Genomic DNA, 15,657 nt, shown 5'->3' on the forward strand with positions numbered 1-15,657 from the left:
CCCGAAGGGCTGGGGCCATTTTTGCCCCCAGCGTTGTTGTCATTCGCTCATTTAGAATAACTAAACCACGCTCATTCCGCCTCGCTGGAAGCAAAAATGACCTCCAGCAGTGGTAATCAAATTAGTGTGAACAGGCCCTAGCCCAATAGCTCAAGCATAGGCCCGGCCCGGCTGTATCGGGGCGCGTTGATGGGTGCAGTGAGTGAGGCCTAGCCGGCAAACAGCGGGCTGCTAAAGCCGCGCAGATGTTTGGGCAGATCATCCGAGATATCGACCACGCGCTGCTCGTAGAAAATATGGGCAGTGGCGGTTAATTCCTCAGGTAGCTGGTGGTCGTGGTTCTTGGCAATCAGCAGCTGGGGCACCACCCGCCAGTCCACACAGTTGGTGTTGAACAGCACTTCACCACAGTGGCTGCAAAAGTATTTTTTCATCCGCAGGCTGGGGTGCTGGTAGATGCTGACATGCTCCTCCCCCGCGGTGATGGCAGCATTTTCCTCCGTCCAGGCGGTGACCGGGGCAAACGGGCTGTTCAGCAACTCGCGGCAGTCGATGCAATGGCAGTAGGCTTTTACTTTGGGCTCGCCGGAGAGGGTCAGCGCAACCTTGTTGCAGTCGCAGTGGAGGTTATAGGTGTTCACGGTTGCTCCTTTTGATGTTGATTGCTGCCAAGCCGTTAGGAAACAGGCTTATTTCAGCGAAATCTGAATTTTCTCATCCATGAATTCGATGATGTCGCCGGAGACAATTTTCTTTCTTTTGCGTGTTTCCACTTCGCCGTTGACCAAAACCTGGCCGTCATCAATGACCGTTTTGGCTTCCCCGCCACTGGCAACCATGCCTTCGAACTTGAGGATCTTATAGAGCTCAACGGGCTCTTTTGTAATTTTAACAACTCTCATTATCTGGTTTGCTCATTGTCATTGGTAAAGGCGTCGTGCCTGGGGTTCAACTGCGCTTCCAGGGAGAGCGCGGAGCGGCTGGAGCGGATTTATTGGCAACGGGAGTCGAGTGTTGCAGCACCGGTGCCGTAGGCCCCATCGCCGCAAGTCGGCGAGACAGCCTGAAGGCGTAGGACTCTACCACGCGCCAGTCCCACTCGGACGCCGCACCCAGTTCGGGGTAGCGCTCCTGGCGGGAGATGGCCCGCGCCTCGGAATTGACCACGACTCTGCACTGCAGTGTGTTGGGGGGCGTGAAATACAGGTGCAGGTGGATGATGCCCCAGCCGCCCAGGGAATAGCGAAAGGTCTTGCCGTCGCGGGGCGGATCAAGGGTTACCTGTCGCTCAACAACCCGGCCCTTCATCGACGGATACCAGAAGCCAAAGGCATAGTTGTGAACCCCGGCCTTGGCGCACTCGGCGGCCTTGGCCAGAATCTCCTCTGGGCTCGCAAAGTGCTGCAATGGCTCGCCGAGATCTGACTCGGAAGAGCTGACAACCGGCACTTCCGGTTGGAATGCACCTTCAATCAAGTCGGCCAGAGCGGAGGTAGAAATGATGGTGGCAAGGGTCACTGAATGTCCTTTCCTAAAATAGTGATGTTATTCAACAGGCGCTTAACAGGGCGCTCGGCCCCATCACAATGATTATCGGGGTAATCCGGGAAGATTCCAATAAACCTGATTTTATTCGGAAAATCGGGTGTCTCAGCCTTTTGTGGGTTGTCAGCTTTTGGCGATAAATACGGCCGCCAGAATTAACCCCAGCACGATGAGGCCAGTAAAGAATAACGCTTTATTGAATACCGTATAGGCGTGTTGATTAGAGGCCGCTTCCAGTTGCAGCAATTCCTCTTCGGGCAGTCCCGAAGTGATCTCATAGTTTTCATCGGCTAGGTAAGCGCAGGCATCCTGATATTGCGAATCCAGCACGGCCCACAACCCCACTTCAAATGCCCCGGTGATATACCCGGAAGTTGAAAAGGAGTGCTTTGCGGAGATGTGCGTCAGTATTCCCCTGTGGCGCAGCCGCAAGGCAGCGGCTTCCGCTTCCATCAAATCCAGATATTTGGCGATAAGTTGCACTGGCGGGCTGTTAACGTTCTGTGGAAACGGCCAGGCGGAAGCGAGTCCCGAATCCGCGTGTGCCGAGGGCGGTGTTGCTGCGGTTGTTATAGGTCATTCAGAGCTTCACCCCGTAATAACCGAGGATGGCAAGCATCAGAAAATAACAGCCTACGGTGATGCCGATAGACAAGCCCATGCTGGTATAGAAATTTAACCCCTGCCTTAAAAGAAGTGGCAATGACACGAATAATGCCAGTGACGGGAGAACAAGCCAAAAGACACTGAAGGACAGCGCACTGACCTTGCTGACATCTTTTGTGTCTAGATAGAGCCACAACATGGCAAGCACCGAAACCAGCGGAATCGATGCCAATATCGCCCCCACCAAAGTGCTGCGTTTGGCAATTTCAGAGATCGCCACGATAAGCACGGTGGTGACTGCCACTTTCACCAGATAGTAAGCCAACCAGCTACCTCTTCGTCTAATGACGTATCACGTCAAATTCGGCCGTCCATCAAAGCGGGAAAACCACGGCAACCTGTAAGCGGTGTCTATCCCTTCAGGTAAGAAATCATGGTGTCAACATCACTGCACTCAAAGGGGTCATCCGGACAATCATCCATCATCCCGGGTTCTGAAAAGAGTTTCTTGACTTCCCCATTGACGACATGGGCTGAATAACGCCATGTGGCCATACGGCCGCCATTGCTAACCAGCATCCCCATCTGGCGAGTAAATTCTCCCTGGGTATCAGGCAACATTTTGACATTATTGATACCGATATTTTTCGCCACCTGCATCATGGTAAAGGGCGCGTTAATGCTCAAGCAGTACACCTCATCAATACCGAGTGATTTCAGTTCATCATACCTGGCGTCATAGTCGGGCAAATGAGCATTGGAGCTGTTCGGGGTGATTGCCGCCTGTAGTGAAAAAATAACGACACTTTTACCCGAGAAAATCTCTTCCGTTGGAATATCCACCCAGATAAACGGATTTCTCCCGGCAACACTTTCACCACGGATACGGTTTCTAAAGATAACGTCTGGTACTTTATTGCTCATCATTTCCTCTTATTTCTTAACATAACGTGCGAAATTTTAACGTTGCGTTTCAGCCTCGGCGCCCTAGTGCCCTGGCGCTTTCGCAAGATTATACCCGCGCCGTCGGTTGCAAGCGCTGCTTAGGTTGCTAGAGCTGAGAGTCTTTCTGATGTCTCTCGGCTCTCGTATCTCGTTTCAGGTCCGCGGCTAGCCCTCATTGAAGAACGGATCGGGCAATGCTGGATTTCTCAGCTTTGCCGCGGCACCTGCGCCGGTGACCGGTAGACCCGTTGGATCGAGGAGGCCGATCTGCACGAGCACACTCGCCTGATCCCACAGGATGTGCTCGTGGGAGACTTTGTCACCTTCGATCCCGACGATAACCACAAACACCGCTTCGACTCGTCTCCCGGTGGGCTCGACTCCTGGCAGCATCCAGTCAATCTTGCTGGTGTGCGTGAACGAGATGATGAGCTCATCGATGAGCCGGTCCTCGCTGTAAGTGCGCGACACCGTTTCAAACCTGACGTCAGGCGGAAAGAACTGGCCGATCAAGCGGTTCGCGTAGAACATCCGCACGCTTCGCGGGCCTTGGCCGCCAACCATGGTTGGTATGCTCACGAGATGCGGATTCGGCGCCATGGTGGCCAGCGTCTGGTCGAGGTCGCCGGCCAGTTCCGCCTCCATATGGGCATTGAAGATCCCATCGAGTTTCGCCTTCAGGCTGGGAGCTGACATTGGGTATCCTTCCTCTGGGTTGATTGGCCGCATAACGACAAAGTTTGCTGGTGCCGTGAGCCCGTTGTTGAAACAAGCCGGCGCTGTGAGCGGGGCCCGGGTGCAACCTCTGGTTGGGCCGCGACGGCAAAGATTACCCAAACATCCGATACCTGCCGTGTGCGTTCAGGCTTCACCGAGGAAAATATCATTTGACCCCAATACCTCCTCAGTACCTCCACTAGGCCCCTGATGAATTTTCACAGAAGCAGTGAATAACCTAACCCCACAGCAGCGCATGTGCCAATAATTGGTACAACACCAGCTTTGTATTTGAAGAGAGCAATAAATGCTATAGCTCCAATTAACAGAGAAAACCATTCGAATGTTCCCGTAAAACCTTGAGGCCACAGCACATGGTAAGCACCTCCATATAGGTCAATCTAACTATACAGAGTGTCTACAAGTCGTGGGTACCTCGGAAGAATAACGCCAACAACTGCTGCCGTAATGCCTGTTAAAGGTGCAGTGAACTTAATGTCATGCCTTGTGGCTTCGACAACTGGACCGCCCAGCAAAATAAACAAAAAAGAAGGTAAGAAAGTAAAGAGCGTTGCAACACCAGCCCCTGCCGCGCCTGCAAAAGGCAGGATTTCAGGGCCAAAAATCTCTTTTGTCCAGCCACCAACAAAACCAACAAAAGCAACCACCATAATGAGTGGCCCAGGTGTTGTTTCTCCTAGTGCTAGTCCATCAATCATTTGGGTTCCGCTCAACCACGCGTAATGTTCTACCCCTCCTTGATAAACGTAAGGAAGTACCGCATATGCCCCACCAAAAGTAAGTAGCGCTGCTTTAGTAAAGAACAAACTCATTTGGGTAAGTGTGCCTTCCCAGCCAAAGCTCGCAACAAGTAGTGCTAACGCGACAACCCAAATAGCAAAACCAATGGCTCCAAGTGTAATTAACCTTACCCATTTGAATTTGGCATGCTCTGGAACAGGCGTATCATCATCAATCAACGCTGGGCCAAGTCCTTTTCCTGATGCAGTATGCTGACCGCTTGCCTTGAAATACTTAGGTGCAAGGTACGCACCCATATAGCCAATCAGACCTGCCATCAACACAATATAAGGAAATGGAACATCCAGTGCGAAAATTGCCACGAAAGCCGATATGGCCATAGCACGAAGTACATTATTTTTTAAGGTTCTTGAACCAATTCGATAAGCTGCAAACACAACAATTGCAGTTACCGCTGGTTTGATTCCATATAAAACACCCTCTACAGCTGGAACATCGCCATACGCTAAATAGATCCATGTTAGTGCCATCAGGATGAACAGCGATGGCAAAACAAACAGAACTCCAGCAGTGATACCACCCAATACACCGTGCATTAGCCAACCAATATACGTTGCCAACTGTTGCGCTTCAGGCCCGGGAAGGACCATCGTGTAATTAAGTGCATGCAAGAAACGATGCTCAGAAATCCAGCGGCGTTTTTCAACCAATTCTTGATGCATCATACTAATTTGCCCAGCTGGGCCACCAAAGCTGATAAAGCCCAGTTTCAGCCAATAGAGAAAAGCCTCTTTGAATGATATGTGCTCAAATCGATTTTTGGTTTCATTTGCAATGGGTTCCATTATTTATCTCAACTATCTTTGTTGTGGTATTGTTTTCTGGGCAGCAGTCGACAACGCTAATCCTTTGTATTTTTTAGGAAATGGATAAAGCCAACAGGCTGGCGCCCGCATTAGCGGGGCAGTTTTAAGCTTGCGCCGAAAGAAAAGCTGGGGAGCCCGGTAGGAGGGTAGTTGAAAGTGGGGGCGCCAGGGCGTGTTCATGGCCATTCCATCGGTTCGCGGCGAGATATCGTGGGGTTAGACGTTAAGTCTATTCGCCCCTGGAATCAACCGGCCCATGGTGGTTATGGCGCCCGTTGCACGGGCGCAGGGTGGCCTTAGGCGCGCTTGGCGTTGAGTTCCTGACTGGAGAGGTATTCCTCGTAGGTGCCCTGGAAGTCGATCAGCTTGCGGTCTTTGATTTCCACGATGCGGGTGGCGAGGGACGACACGAACTCCCGGTCGTGGCTGACGAAAATCAGGGTGCCGGGGTAGTGTTCCAGTGCCAGGTTGAGCGCCTCGATGGCTTCCATGTCCAGGTGGTTGGTGGGCTCGTCCATGATCAGGATGTTGCAATCCATCATCATCAGCTTGCCGAACAGCAGGCGGTTTTTTTCGCCGCCGGAACAGACCTTGACCTTTTTCTTGTAGTCGTCGGCGGAGAACAGCAGGCGGCCCAGGGTGGCGCGGACGATCTGGTCGTCGTGGCGGGGTTTGCGCCACTGGCTCATCCAGTCAAACAGGTTGAGGTCGCAGTTGAAGTCGCCGGTGCTGTCCTGGGGGCAGTAACCCAGGGTGGCATTCTCGGCCCATTTGATGGTGCCGCTGTTGGGAGTGAGATCGTCCACCAGACAGCGCAGCAGGGTGGATTTGCCCGCGCCGTTTTCACCGATCACCGCCAGGCGGGCACCGGCTTCCAGTAACAGTTTGCCGCCGCTGAACAGGGGCTGTTCGTCATAGCCGTGGCTGAGGTCCTTGAAGGTCAAGGCCTGGCGATGGAGTTTCTTCTCCTGATTAAAACGCAGGTAGGGGCTGACCCGGCTGGAGGGCTTGATGTCTTCGAGTTTGATTTTCTCGATCTGCCTGGCCCGGGAGGTTGCCTGCTTGGCCTTGGAGGCGTTGGCGGAAAAGCGGCTGACAAACTGTTGCAGTTCGGCGATCTGGGTTTTCTTCTTTTCGTTTTCGGAAAACTGCAGTTCCCGGGCCTGGGTGGAGGCCATCATAAAGTCGTCGTAGTTGCCGGGGTAGACGCGCAGTTCGCCGTAGTCGATGTCGGCAATGTGGGTGCACACGGCATTCAGGAAGTGACGGTCGTGGGAAATAATCACCATGGTGCTTTTGTGCTGGTTGAGGATGGCTTCCAGCCAGCGGATGGTGTTGATGTCCAGGTTGTTGGTGGGCTCGTCCAGCAGCAGGATATCCGGGTCCGAGAACAGGGCCTGTGCCAGCAGTACCCGCAATTTCCAGCCCGGGGCGACGTCGCTCATGGGGCCAAAGTGCAGGTCTTCGTCGATGCCGGCGCCGAGCAGTATTTCCCCGGCGCGGCTTTCGGCGCTGTAGCCATCCAGTTCGGCAAAGCGCACTTCCAGTTCCGCCACCTTCATGCCGTCTGCTTCGGTCATCTCCGGCAGGGAGTAGATGCGCTCGCGCTCCTGCTTCACCTGCCACAGCTCATTGTGGCCCATGATAACGGTGTCTACCACGCTGTATTGTTCGAAGGCAAACTGATCCTGATGCAGCTTGCCGACCCGCTCATTGGGCGAGATGGAGACATTGCCGGCGCTGGGCGCCAGGCTGCCATCCAGAATCTTCATAAAAGTGGATTTGCCGCAGCCATTGGCACCAATCAGGCCGTAGCGGTTGCCGTTGCCAAACTTGACGGAGATATTTTCAAATAAGGGTTTGGCACCAAACTGCATGGTGATATTTGCTGTGGAAATCAAAGGGTTAATCCTGAATGGTTGGGCTAAATGGGGGCGCTTTACGAGGCGCGTACTATAAGGGGTGGTAGCAGGTTCGTCGAGTCCAACTGTGGTCAATCCACCTCAATAGAGCTCGTTTTCGGACAAACGCGCCTGACGGTCTTCCTCTTCCTGTATGGCGGCTTTGATTTCCAGCAACAGGCTGCCGACGTCGGCGGATTGGTCCGGATCATCAAAATGGCCGGTCAGCACGGTCTCCGGGTGCAGTTCGCCCTGCTCAAACAGTGACCAGATTTCCTGTGCATAGCGGGTGCGGAGCAGCTGCGGCGCGTATTGGCCGTAGTAGCCGGTCATGTTGTCCACATCCCGGGTGAGCATGGCCTGGGCATTGTTGTTTGCCGCTGCGTCCACCGCCTGCGGCAGGTCGATAATCACCGGGCCGTAGGCGTCCACCAGTACGTTGAATTCCGACAGATCGCCGTGTACCAACCCCGCGCACAACATGCGCACCACGTAGTTCATCATGGTGGCGTGGTCTTCCAGGGCCTGTTCGGCAGACATGGTGACATCGTTGAGTCGGGGCGCGGCGTCGCCTGAATCGTCGGTAACCAGTTCCATCAATAGCACGCCGTCAAAGCAGCCGTAGGCGGTGGGCACCCGTACCCCGGCATTGGCCACCTTGTAGAGGGCGTTGACCTCGGCGTTCTGCCAGGCTTCTTCCTGTTGTTGGCGACCAAACCTGGTGCCTTTGCCCATGGCTCTGGCGCGGCGGCTGTTGCGATCCTTGCGGCCCTCCTGATACTGCACGGCCTTCTTGAAGCTGCGCTGGGCGGAATCCTTGTAGACTTTGGCGCAGCGGGTCTCGTCGCCGCAGCGCACGATATAGACGGTGGCTTCTTTGCCGCTCATCAACTGGCAGATGACTTCATCGACCAGGCCGATATCCACCAGTGGTTGTATGCGTTTTGGTACTTTCATCCTGTCCTTTTAGTTGGGGGACGGTTAGTTAAGGGGCCGGCGCGGAAACACGTCCGTCAAAGCTGGTCGAGAACCGAAGGCAACTGAGCGTTGCGGCGCCCTAGTGTAATCAAACAGGGGGCCAGTTAAACAGGGGCCAGCCAGGCCGGGTGTAGTCAAACAGGTTTTATTAGGTAATGACACCTAGTTGGCGTGCTTATGGCAAATATTGCCACTTTTTTCGCTCACGTGGGTGAGGTGACGCCCCGGCGCTTCGCACGCTGGGGCGTTGGCTGATCGGCCTGGGCGGGTGATGCCGCTCAGTTCATGGCCGGGGCGACGATATCCGCCCGGGTGGAATCAATGATGGCGAGCAACTCACTGGTTTCCTGTTCCGGCACGTTGTGCTTGGCCAGAACGCCTTTGAATAGCACCACCATCTGTTCCCATTCCCCCGCTGTGATGTTCAGATGGGCGTGGGATTCCTTCATGGTGCGACCCTGATACTGGCAGGGGCCGCCGGTGGCCTGGCAGACCTGTGCCGTGACCTGGTATTTCAGGTAGGGGGTGGGCACCCGTTGGCGGGCGGCATCGATGGCCGGGTTGGCATTCAGCACCGGGTCTGGCACCACCACATCGAGAAAGTCGCTGACCACCACCGAGATCGGCATCAGGCCGCCGAGCCGGTCGTACAGCGAGGGCGTTTGCATGTCGGCCATTTCCTCGGCCATGTCTTCGGCCATTTCTTCGGCGAGGACGGGTTGGTAGCCCATCAACAATATCAGGGCGGTGGCGCAAGCGAGCCACCATTTTTCGGTTATCTGAAACATGTCTCTCCTCCTGTTTGGGCAGGGGAGTGATGGTCGCGACGGTCAGTCGGGGCATTGGCAGACCCTGCCGTGGGTGGTAACAACAGTGCTGTTTGAGTATAGATAACGGATGGGACAGGGGCGCGTTATGTGGTGACTACTGGATAATCGCCACGGATTTGATTTGCGCCCAGATCGGTTTGCCGGGCTCCAAACCCAGGTGATGGGCGGAGCGATGGGTAAGGCGGGCCACCAGCGGGGTGTTGCCGACACGGAGTTTTACCAAGGCCAGGCCGGGGTGCTGCTCGGTGGATATCTCTTCCACCACCGCAGGCAGGGAGTTGACGATACTGGTATCGCCGTGGTGTTGCAGGGACAGGCTGATGTCCCGGGCGAACACCCGCACCCGCACCGGGCTGCCAATGGCGTGGCCGCCATCCCGGAACCAGAGTTCGCCGCCATCGAAGGCGGCTTTTGCCAGTTGCCATTCCGGGTCGCGCTCCACCACGGTGGCCTGCACCACGGAGCCCACTTCCTCCCCCAGCTTGATGGGGAAGTCGAGGCGGGTAAGGGTGTCGTTCAGGGGGCCGCTGGCAACGATCCTGCCATCGTCCATGGCCACCAGGGTGTCCGCCAGTCGGGCCACCTCGTCCGGGGAGTGGCTGACGTAGATGATCGGCACATCCAGCTCGGTTTTGAGAATTTCCAGATAGGGCAGGATTTCCTGTTTGCGGGCCTGGTCGAGGGAGGCCAGTGGTTCGTCCATCAGCAGCAGGCGCGGTTTGCTCAGCATGGCCCGGGCGATGGCCACCCGCTGTCGTTCGCCGCCGGACAGCTGTGCCGGCGAGCGATCCAGCAACGGGCCGATGCCGAGCAGTTCGACGATGTGGTGCCGGTCGGCTTCCGTCACGGCTGCGGCGGCGCGCTTGGCGGCAAATTCCAGATTGCCCCGGGCGCTCAGGTGCGGCAGCAGGCTGGCTTCCTGGAACACGTAGCCCAGGCGACGCCGGTGGGTGGGAACAAACCTGTCGCCATCCTGCCAGACATCGCCATTCAGGCGCAGATTGCCCCGCGCGGTGGGCTCCAGCCCGGCGAGACAGCGCAGCAGCGAGGTTTTGCCGGAGCCGGAGTGGCCGAACAGGGCGATCACACCCTGACAGGGCAGTTGCAGCTCCACATCGAGACTGAAGCCGGGGCGGTCCAATTGGAAGCGGGCGCTGAGGGTAGGGGTGCTCATGCCATCGTCCTCACTTCAGCACCAGCGGACGCTTGCGGCTGTAGAGCAGCGCCAGCACCGCAAAGGAGAACAGCACCATGGTGGCCGCCAGCCAGTGGGCCTGGGCGTAATCCATGGCCTCCACGTGATCGTAAATCTGCACCGAGATCACCCGGGTGGCGCCGGGAATATTGCCGCCGATCATCAGTACCACGCCAAATTCCCCGAGGGTGTGGGTGAAGCCGAGGATGGCGGCGGTGACAAAGCCGGGCCGCGCCAGGGGCAGCACCACGTTGAAGAAGGTATCCCGGGGGCTGGCGCCGAGGGTGGCGGCCACTTCCAGCGGCCGTTCGCCCACCGCCTCCAGGGCGTTCTGGATCGGTTGCACTACAAACGGCAGCGAATAGAACACCGAGGCCACTACCAGTCCCCAGAAGGTAAAGGGCAGGGTGCCGAGGCCCAGCGCCTGGGTGAGTTGGCCCACCGGGCCGTTGGGCCCCATGGCCAGCAGCAGGTAAAAGCCGAGTACCGTGGGCGGCAGCACCAGCGGCAGGGCGATCACCGCGCTGATGACGCCTTTCCAACGGCAGCGGGTGCGGCACAGCCACCAGGCAATGGGGGTGCCGATCAGCAGCAGCAACAGGGTGACGATGGCCGCCAGTCGCAGGGTCAACCAGATGGCTTCGAGATCCGCCGCTGAAAAGCCCACAGTCTAGTTCCTATCCGGAAGGCCGTAGCCGTAGTGTTGCATGATAGCGACTGCCGCGTCGCTGCGCAGGAAGTTCATCAATGCCTGTGCCGCGGGGTTGTCGGCACCGCTTTTCAGCAGTACCGCATCCTGGCGAATGGGTTGATACAGCTCGTTGGGCACCAACCAGTAGCGGTCGGCCAGGTTGTCATTGGCGGCGACCTGTGAGCGGGCTACAAAGCCCAGCTGGGCATTGCCGCTGATCACGAACTGGTAGGTCTGGGCGATGTTTTCCCCCAGCACCAGTCTGGGGGTTGCGGTATCGGTCAGTCCCAACCCGGCCAGCACCTCCATGGCCGCCGCGCCGTAGGGTGCCAGGCGCGGATTGGCCAGCGCCAGTTTGCGGTAATCGCCGTTGCGCAGCAGCGCTTCGGGATTGGCATCTTCATTGGCCGTCAGCAGCGCCAGGGTGCCGAGGGCGTAGGTAAAGCGACTGCCGCTGACCGTCAGGCCATCCTGCTCCAGGGCGGCGGGTTTGCTTTGGTCGGCGGACAGGAACAGCTGGAACGGTGCGCCGTTGTGGATTTGCGCGTAGAACTTGCCGGAGGAGCCGAACGCGAGTATCGCCCTGTAGCCGCTCTGCTGTTCGAAGGCGGCGGCGATCTCCCGCATCGGCGCGGTAAAGTTGGAGGCCACCGCCACGCTCACCTCAGCAGCGGCAGACACCAGAGGCAATATAAGCAGTAGCAGACTAAACAGGTATTTCATTCTGTAGGTGTGCCCTTGCCGTTCGGATAATCGTGCGAGTAGCGCCGTTTAGGGTTGGTGGCGGGAAGGAACGTCCCCGGGAAGTCAATTTAACACCGATATATTTCTAAATATATAGCGGGTCGGATGCAATCTGTGCGTTGATTCGCCAGTTATCCGTCTTGATGCCAGAATAGAACAGCGATAGTGCCTAAATTTTAAACGGGGATGTAGTGATGAAACGGGCAATCACCGGTTTTCATATGGATCGGTTTCAGGAGTGGGTGGCGGAGCTGGACTGCGGCCATGGGCTGAAGATGCGGCACAATCCGCCCTATATGGAATGTCGCTGGATCGGTACCGGCACGGGGCGGCAGCAACATATCGGCGATAGCGTCGAGTGTGTGGATTGCGATATGCCGGCGTTGCCCGAGGGCTTGCAGCTTGCCGAGACCAGTCCCGTCTACAACCGCGAGCATTTCCCGGACAACCTGAAAAACGACTTTTTCACCCCTGAGGGCAGCTGGGGGAAAGTGATCGTCAAGAAGGGGATGTTGCAGTTTGTGGTTGAGCCGGGCAGTGCGGCGAGTCGCGGCTTTCTGCTGGATCCGATGTTTGCGGGTGTCCTGTCGCCGGGGCTTCCCCACAGTCTGAGTGCGGCCATGGGCGATGTGGAATTTTATATTGAGTACTACGCCGCCTGATGACGGCCGGGGTGCCAGCCCCGGCCCCTGCTTTCTTTTTCAACCTTAAAAATGCCTTTTCCCAACCCCTGACTATACTCATTGAGCGACGTCGCAGGAATGGCTCCGTCGCCGTGCCCGGCCGATGTCCTGTGTCGGGTGTACGAACCCCGGACTATAGCGAATTAAAACAGGTGAATGATTTCCGTACAGGTAGTCAGGCCCTGTGCCGTATTCCGGCAGTCATGAAAATTTAATATAAAACAGATAGATAGAATTCATACATCAATGATTGCAAATTTGGCACATCAGTTGCATGGGACTGATAGCTCTCTGGGGGGTTCGGTTGACCGAACGCTTTGCAGTGAAGTTTATAACCCAAACTAATCTCAGCTAGAAAGAAACTTAACTACTAAGGTAACTCGATATGGGAATGCTGATAAATATCGATAACGGCGGAACGCTGACAGATATCTGCTTGCTCAAGGACAATAACTCTTATAAGACTAAAACCCTGACTACGCCTTACGATCTGAGTAAGTGCTTCTTCGATGGTTTGCGCAAAATCTCCGAAGCAGTCTATGGGCAGGAGGATGTTGCCCGCCTGCTGGCAGAAGTGGATCACATCCGCTACTCCACCACCCAAGGTACCAACGCAATTGTGGAACGCAAAGGTCCACGCCTGGGTTTGGTGGTTAACAAAGGTTCTGACCTGCCTGCCCGCTTGCGTGAGCTTGATGTGGAACTTTACGACTTCTTTGTGGGTAACAGAGTTGCAGAAGTCGATCTGCATGCTCTTGACGACGAGGCCAAAGGAGCTGAAACCACTGCGGTAATTACGCGCCTGACGTCCATTGGTGCCAATCGTATCGTGGTTTGTTTCGAGAGTGACAAAGCCAGCGAATTCGAAGCGCAATTCAAGCGTCTGGCCTTTGACAACTATCCCCGCCACCTGCTGGGTGCTGTGCCGATGTTGTTTGCAAGTGAACTGGTAGATGATGTGTCCACCGAGCGCCGCGCTTGGTCTGCGATGATCAACTCCTTCTTGCATCCGGCGATGGAAAGCTTCCTGTACAACGCAGAAAACCGCCTGCGTGAATATCGCACCAAGAACCCACTGTTGATCTTCCGCAACGACGGTGACGCATCCCGCGTGGCCAAGACTATCGCGTTGAAAACATACAGTTCCGGTCCCCGCGGTGGTATGGAAGGGGTAAAAACCTTTAGCAAGCAGTACAACCTGAAAAATGTTCTGTTCATGGATGTCGGTGGTACCACTACAGATATCGGACAGGTGGTTGATGGCAACGTTCAAGAAGATCGCCGCGGTCTGGTGGAAGGTGTTCCGATTTCCTTCGGTCTTTGTGAAATCGCCAGCCCCGGTGTGGGCGGAAGCTCTATTCTGGCTGTTAAAAACGGCGCTATTCAGGTAGGTCCTGAGAGTGTTGGTGCAGTGCCCGGGCCGGCTTGTTTCGGCCGCGGTGGTAAAAACGCCACCATTACCGATGTGAACTTGCTGCTGGGTCTGCTTGACCCCGCCACCTACTTCGGTGGTGGCCTGGCGCTGGATGTTGAGCGCGCACGCACCGCCATCGCGGATAACATTGCCTCGCCACTGGGTATCTCCGTCGAGGAAGCCCTGTTCAAGATGCGCGATGCGGTAGAGCAGAAAGTTGCAAATGAACTGCAAGCACACAGCACGATTGATGCGGATACTGTCCTGATGGCCTTTGGTGGCGCCGGCCCGATGAACGCTTGTGGTGCCGCGGACAAATCTGGTATTTCCACCGTTTACATACCGAAAATGGCCGCCGTATTCAGCGCCTTCGGTATTGGTTCCTGTGACATCGGTCAGAGCTACTCAGTTGTTCTGAAAGGTGATCGTCAGGCTTCTTTGGAAGGTGCCTATGTGAATCTGATGGAGCGCGGTGAGCGCGACATGTTCGCGGAAGGCTACAGCAAGGGCGAATACGCTTTTGAGGCTCGTCTGGTCGCTGAGAAAGACGGTGTTGAACTGACTCACAAAATAGACGGTGCTATTGCCATTCCTCAGGAAATGTCTAAAGCCGACGCGATCACTCTGGAAGTGTCCGTACGCAAGAACCTGAAAACCGAGAGCAACACCCATGCGGGTGTGAAGAAAGGTAATCCGGCCAAGGCGACTAAAAACCGTTCTCTCTTTATGGGCGATGCGGGTTGGCAAGATGTGCCTGTCTACGAAGTGAACTTCATGGAGCCGGGTGCTCATGGCACTGGTCCTGCTGTAATCGAAGAAGAGTTCTTTACCTGTCTGGTTCACGAAGGTTGGGAATTCGTTGTAACTGAACTGGGCGATATCCGCCTGACGAAGGGGGAAAAATAATGAAAGTATTGATGACTGAGTATCTCCGCATCGATCTGGAGACGGAAAATTGGGAATGCCGTGTGTGTGACCACGTTGTTGGCTCTGCCCGTGGTAACTATAAAGAAGGTCTGCTGGTATATAACCGTGACCCTGCTGATATTCACCCATCCATCATTGACCCGGACAAATACCGTTTCACCTTCTGTCCTGACAGAGAGTGGGTAAATATCTACGAGTTCTACTGTCCGTCCTGCGGTACCCAAGTGGAGGTGGAATACACGTTCCCCAACCACGCACCGCTTTACGATATGGAAGTGGATGTGGATGCCCTGAAAGAGCAATGGAGCCAGCGGGAAGAAATTCTCGAGCCGATAAAAGGCCCCAACGTTCTGGTAGACCGCTGTCACACGCACAAGCACTGATATCTGCTTGTTGTCTGTGAATGAATTAGGACTGATTAGGAATATAAGGTTATGAAACGTATATCAGTAGATATCGGTGGTACTTTCACCGATTGCTTTACCGTGTGGGACGGCAAGTACATCGAAACCAAGGCACTGACCACTCACCACAACCTGGCGCTCGGCTTCAACGAAGCCGTTGAAAAGGCATACACTGAGTTGGGCATCACCATGGAAGAAATCCTGGGTGGTGTGGACTCGGTGCGTTATGCCACCACCCTGGGTACCAACGCGCTGATCGAACACAACGGCCCCCGCATCGGTATGCTGGTCACCGCCGGTTACGAGGCCATGGTGCCCCTGAGCCGCGGTCGCGGTTACGGTGAAGGTCTGGATGAGCTGGGCAAACAGAATCTGCCTGATGCGCAGCGTCCTGCCCCGCTGGTTCTGCCTCACATGATCGAAGGCATTCGTGAGCGTCTGGGTTATCA

General features: G+C 55.7%; 18 protein-coding genes. 4 read left to right on the top strand and 14 right to left on the bottom strand.

Annotated features, from left to right (window positions below; genetic code table 11):
• Window positions 1–209: 209 nt before the first annotated feature.
• The 14 genes from ABY948_RS06020 to modA all read right to left on the bottom strand — a co-directional run bounded on the left by ABY948_RS06020 (window position 210) and on the right by modA (window position 11,759).
• Window positions 210–641 (bottom strand): GFA family protein, encoded by a 432-nt coding sequence (locus ABY948_RS06020; RefSeq protein ID WP_461481614.1) that lies wholly within the window; start codon window positions 639–641, stop codon window positions 210–212.
• Window positions 642–689: 48 nt separating this feature from the next.
• Window positions 690–902 carry an RNA-binding S4 domain-containing protein gene (locus ABY948_RS06025; RefSeq protein ID WP_461481615.1) on the bottom strand — a complete coding sequence of 71 codons (213 nt, stop codon included), beginning with the start codon at window positions 900–902 and terminating at the stop codon, window positions 690–692.
• Window positions 903–948: 46 nt separating this feature from the next.
• Window positions 949–1,518, bottom strand: coding sequence for a hypothetical protein (locus ABY948_RS06030; protein WP_461481616.1), 570 nt, complete (start codon window positions 1,516–1,518; stop codon window positions 949–951).
• Window positions 1,519–1,668: 150 nt separating this feature from the next.
• Window positions 1,669–2,028, bottom strand: coding sequence for a hypothetical protein (locus tag ABY948_RS06035; RefSeq protein WP_461481617.1), 360 nt, complete (start codon window positions 2,026–2,028; stop codon window positions 1,669–1,671).
• Between the two features lie 97 nt (window positions 2,029–2,125).
• Complete coding sequence (locus ABY948_RS06040; RefSeq protein WP_461481618.1) at window positions 2,126–2,476, bottom strand: DUF3147 family protein; 351 nt, start codon at window positions 2,474–2,476, stop codon at window positions 2,126–2,128.
• 86 nt (window positions 2,477–2,562) lie between these two features.
• Complete coding sequence (locus ABY948_RS06045; RefSeq protein WP_461481619.1) at window positions 2,563–3,075, bottom strand: redoxin family protein; 513 nt, start codon at window positions 3,073–3,075, stop codon at window positions 2,563–2,565.
• Window positions 3,076–3,261: 186 nt separating this feature from the next.
• Window positions 3,262–3,792 (bottom strand): ester cyclase, encoded by a 531-nt coding sequence (locus ABY948_RS06050; protein ID WP_461481620.1) that lies wholly within the window; start codon window positions 3,790–3,792, stop codon window positions 3,262–3,264.
• Window positions 3,793–4,214: 422 nt separating this feature from the next.
• Window positions 4,215–5,420, bottom strand: a complete 1,206-nt coding sequence (chrA, locus tag ABY948_RS06055; RefSeq protein WP_461481621.1) for a chromate efflux transporter — start codon at window positions 5,418–5,420, stop codon at window positions 4,215–4,217.
• 317 nt (window positions 5,421–5,737) lie between these two features.
• Window positions 5,738–7,342 (bottom strand): ABC-F family ATPase, encoded by a 1,605-nt coding sequence (locus ABY948_RS06060; RefSeq protein WP_461481622.1) that lies wholly within the window; start codon window positions 7,340–7,342, stop codon window positions 5,738–5,740.
• Window positions 7,343–7,444: 102 nt separating this feature from the next.
• Window positions 7,445–8,299, bottom strand: coding sequence for a PA4780 family RIO1-like protein kinase (locus ABY948_RS06065; protein WP_461481623.1), 855 nt, complete (start codon window positions 8,297–8,299; stop codon window positions 7,445–7,447).
• A gap of 299 nt (window positions 8,300–8,598) precedes the next feature.
• Window positions 8,599–9,108: a group I truncated hemoglobin gene (locus tag ABY948_RS06070; protein ID WP_461481624.1), complete on the bottom strand. Its 510-nt coding sequence runs from the start codon at window positions 9,106–9,108 to the stop codon at window positions 8,599–8,601.
• Between the two features lie 136 nt (window positions 9,109–9,244).
• Window positions 9,245–10,324: a molybdenum ABC transporter ATP-binding protein gene (gene modC, locus ABY948_RS06075; protein ID WP_461481625.1), complete on the bottom strand. Its 1,080-nt coding sequence runs from the start codon at window positions 10,322–10,324 to the stop codon at window positions 9,245–9,247.
• A 10-nt stretch (window positions 10,325–10,334) separates the two neighbouring features.
• Window positions 10,335–11,012: a molybdate ABC transporter permease subunit gene (gene modB, locus ABY948_RS06080; RefSeq protein WP_461481626.1), complete on the bottom strand. Its 678-nt coding sequence runs from the start codon at window positions 11,010–11,012 to the stop codon at window positions 10,335–10,337.
• A gap of 3 nt (window positions 11,013–11,015) precedes the next feature.
• Window positions 11,016–11,759 (bottom strand): molybdate ABC transporter substrate-binding protein, encoded by a 744-nt coding sequence (modA, locus tag ABY948_RS06085; protein WP_461481627.1) that lies wholly within the window; start codon window positions 11,757–11,759, stop codon window positions 11,016–11,018.
• 215 nt (window positions 11,760–11,974) lie between these two features.
• Between modA and ABY948_RS06090 the strand changes: the two genes are divergently transcribed.
• From ABY948_RS06090 to ABY948_RS06105, 4 genes are all read left to right on the top strand, one after another.
• Complete coding sequence (locus ABY948_RS06090) at window positions 11,975–12,442, top strand: DUF3565 domain-containing protein (protein ID WP_461481628.1); 468 nt, start codon at window positions 11,975–11,977, stop codon at window positions 12,440–12,442.
• A gap of 406 nt (window positions 12,443–12,848) precedes the next feature.
• A complete protein-coding gene (locus ABY948_RS06095; protein WP_461481629.1) occupies window positions 12,849–14,783 on the top strand; it encodes a hydantoinase/oxoprolinase family protein in 1,935 nt (644 codons plus the stop codon).
• On the top strand, window positions 14,783–15,187 hold the full coding sequence (locus ABY948_RS06100) for an acetone carboxylase subunit gamma (protein ID WP_461481630.1): 405 nt from the start codon (window positions 14,783–14,785) through the stop codon (window positions 15,185–15,187). Before ABY948_RS06095 ends, ABY948_RS06100 begins: the two co-directional genes overlap by 1 nt.
• 51 nt (window positions 15,188–15,238) lie before the next feature.
• Window positions 15,239–15,657, top strand: a 419-nt coding sequence (locus ABY948_RS06105; RefSeq protein WP_461481631.1) for a hydantoinase/oxoprolinase N-terminal domain-containing protein, incomplete at its 3' end; no start/stop codon positions are given.

This window comes from Porticoccus sp. (genome assembly GCF_041592135.1).
In the GTDB taxonomy this organism is placed as follows: Bacteria; Pseudomonadota; Gammaproteobacteria; order Pseudomonadales; family Porticoccaceae; genus Porticoccus.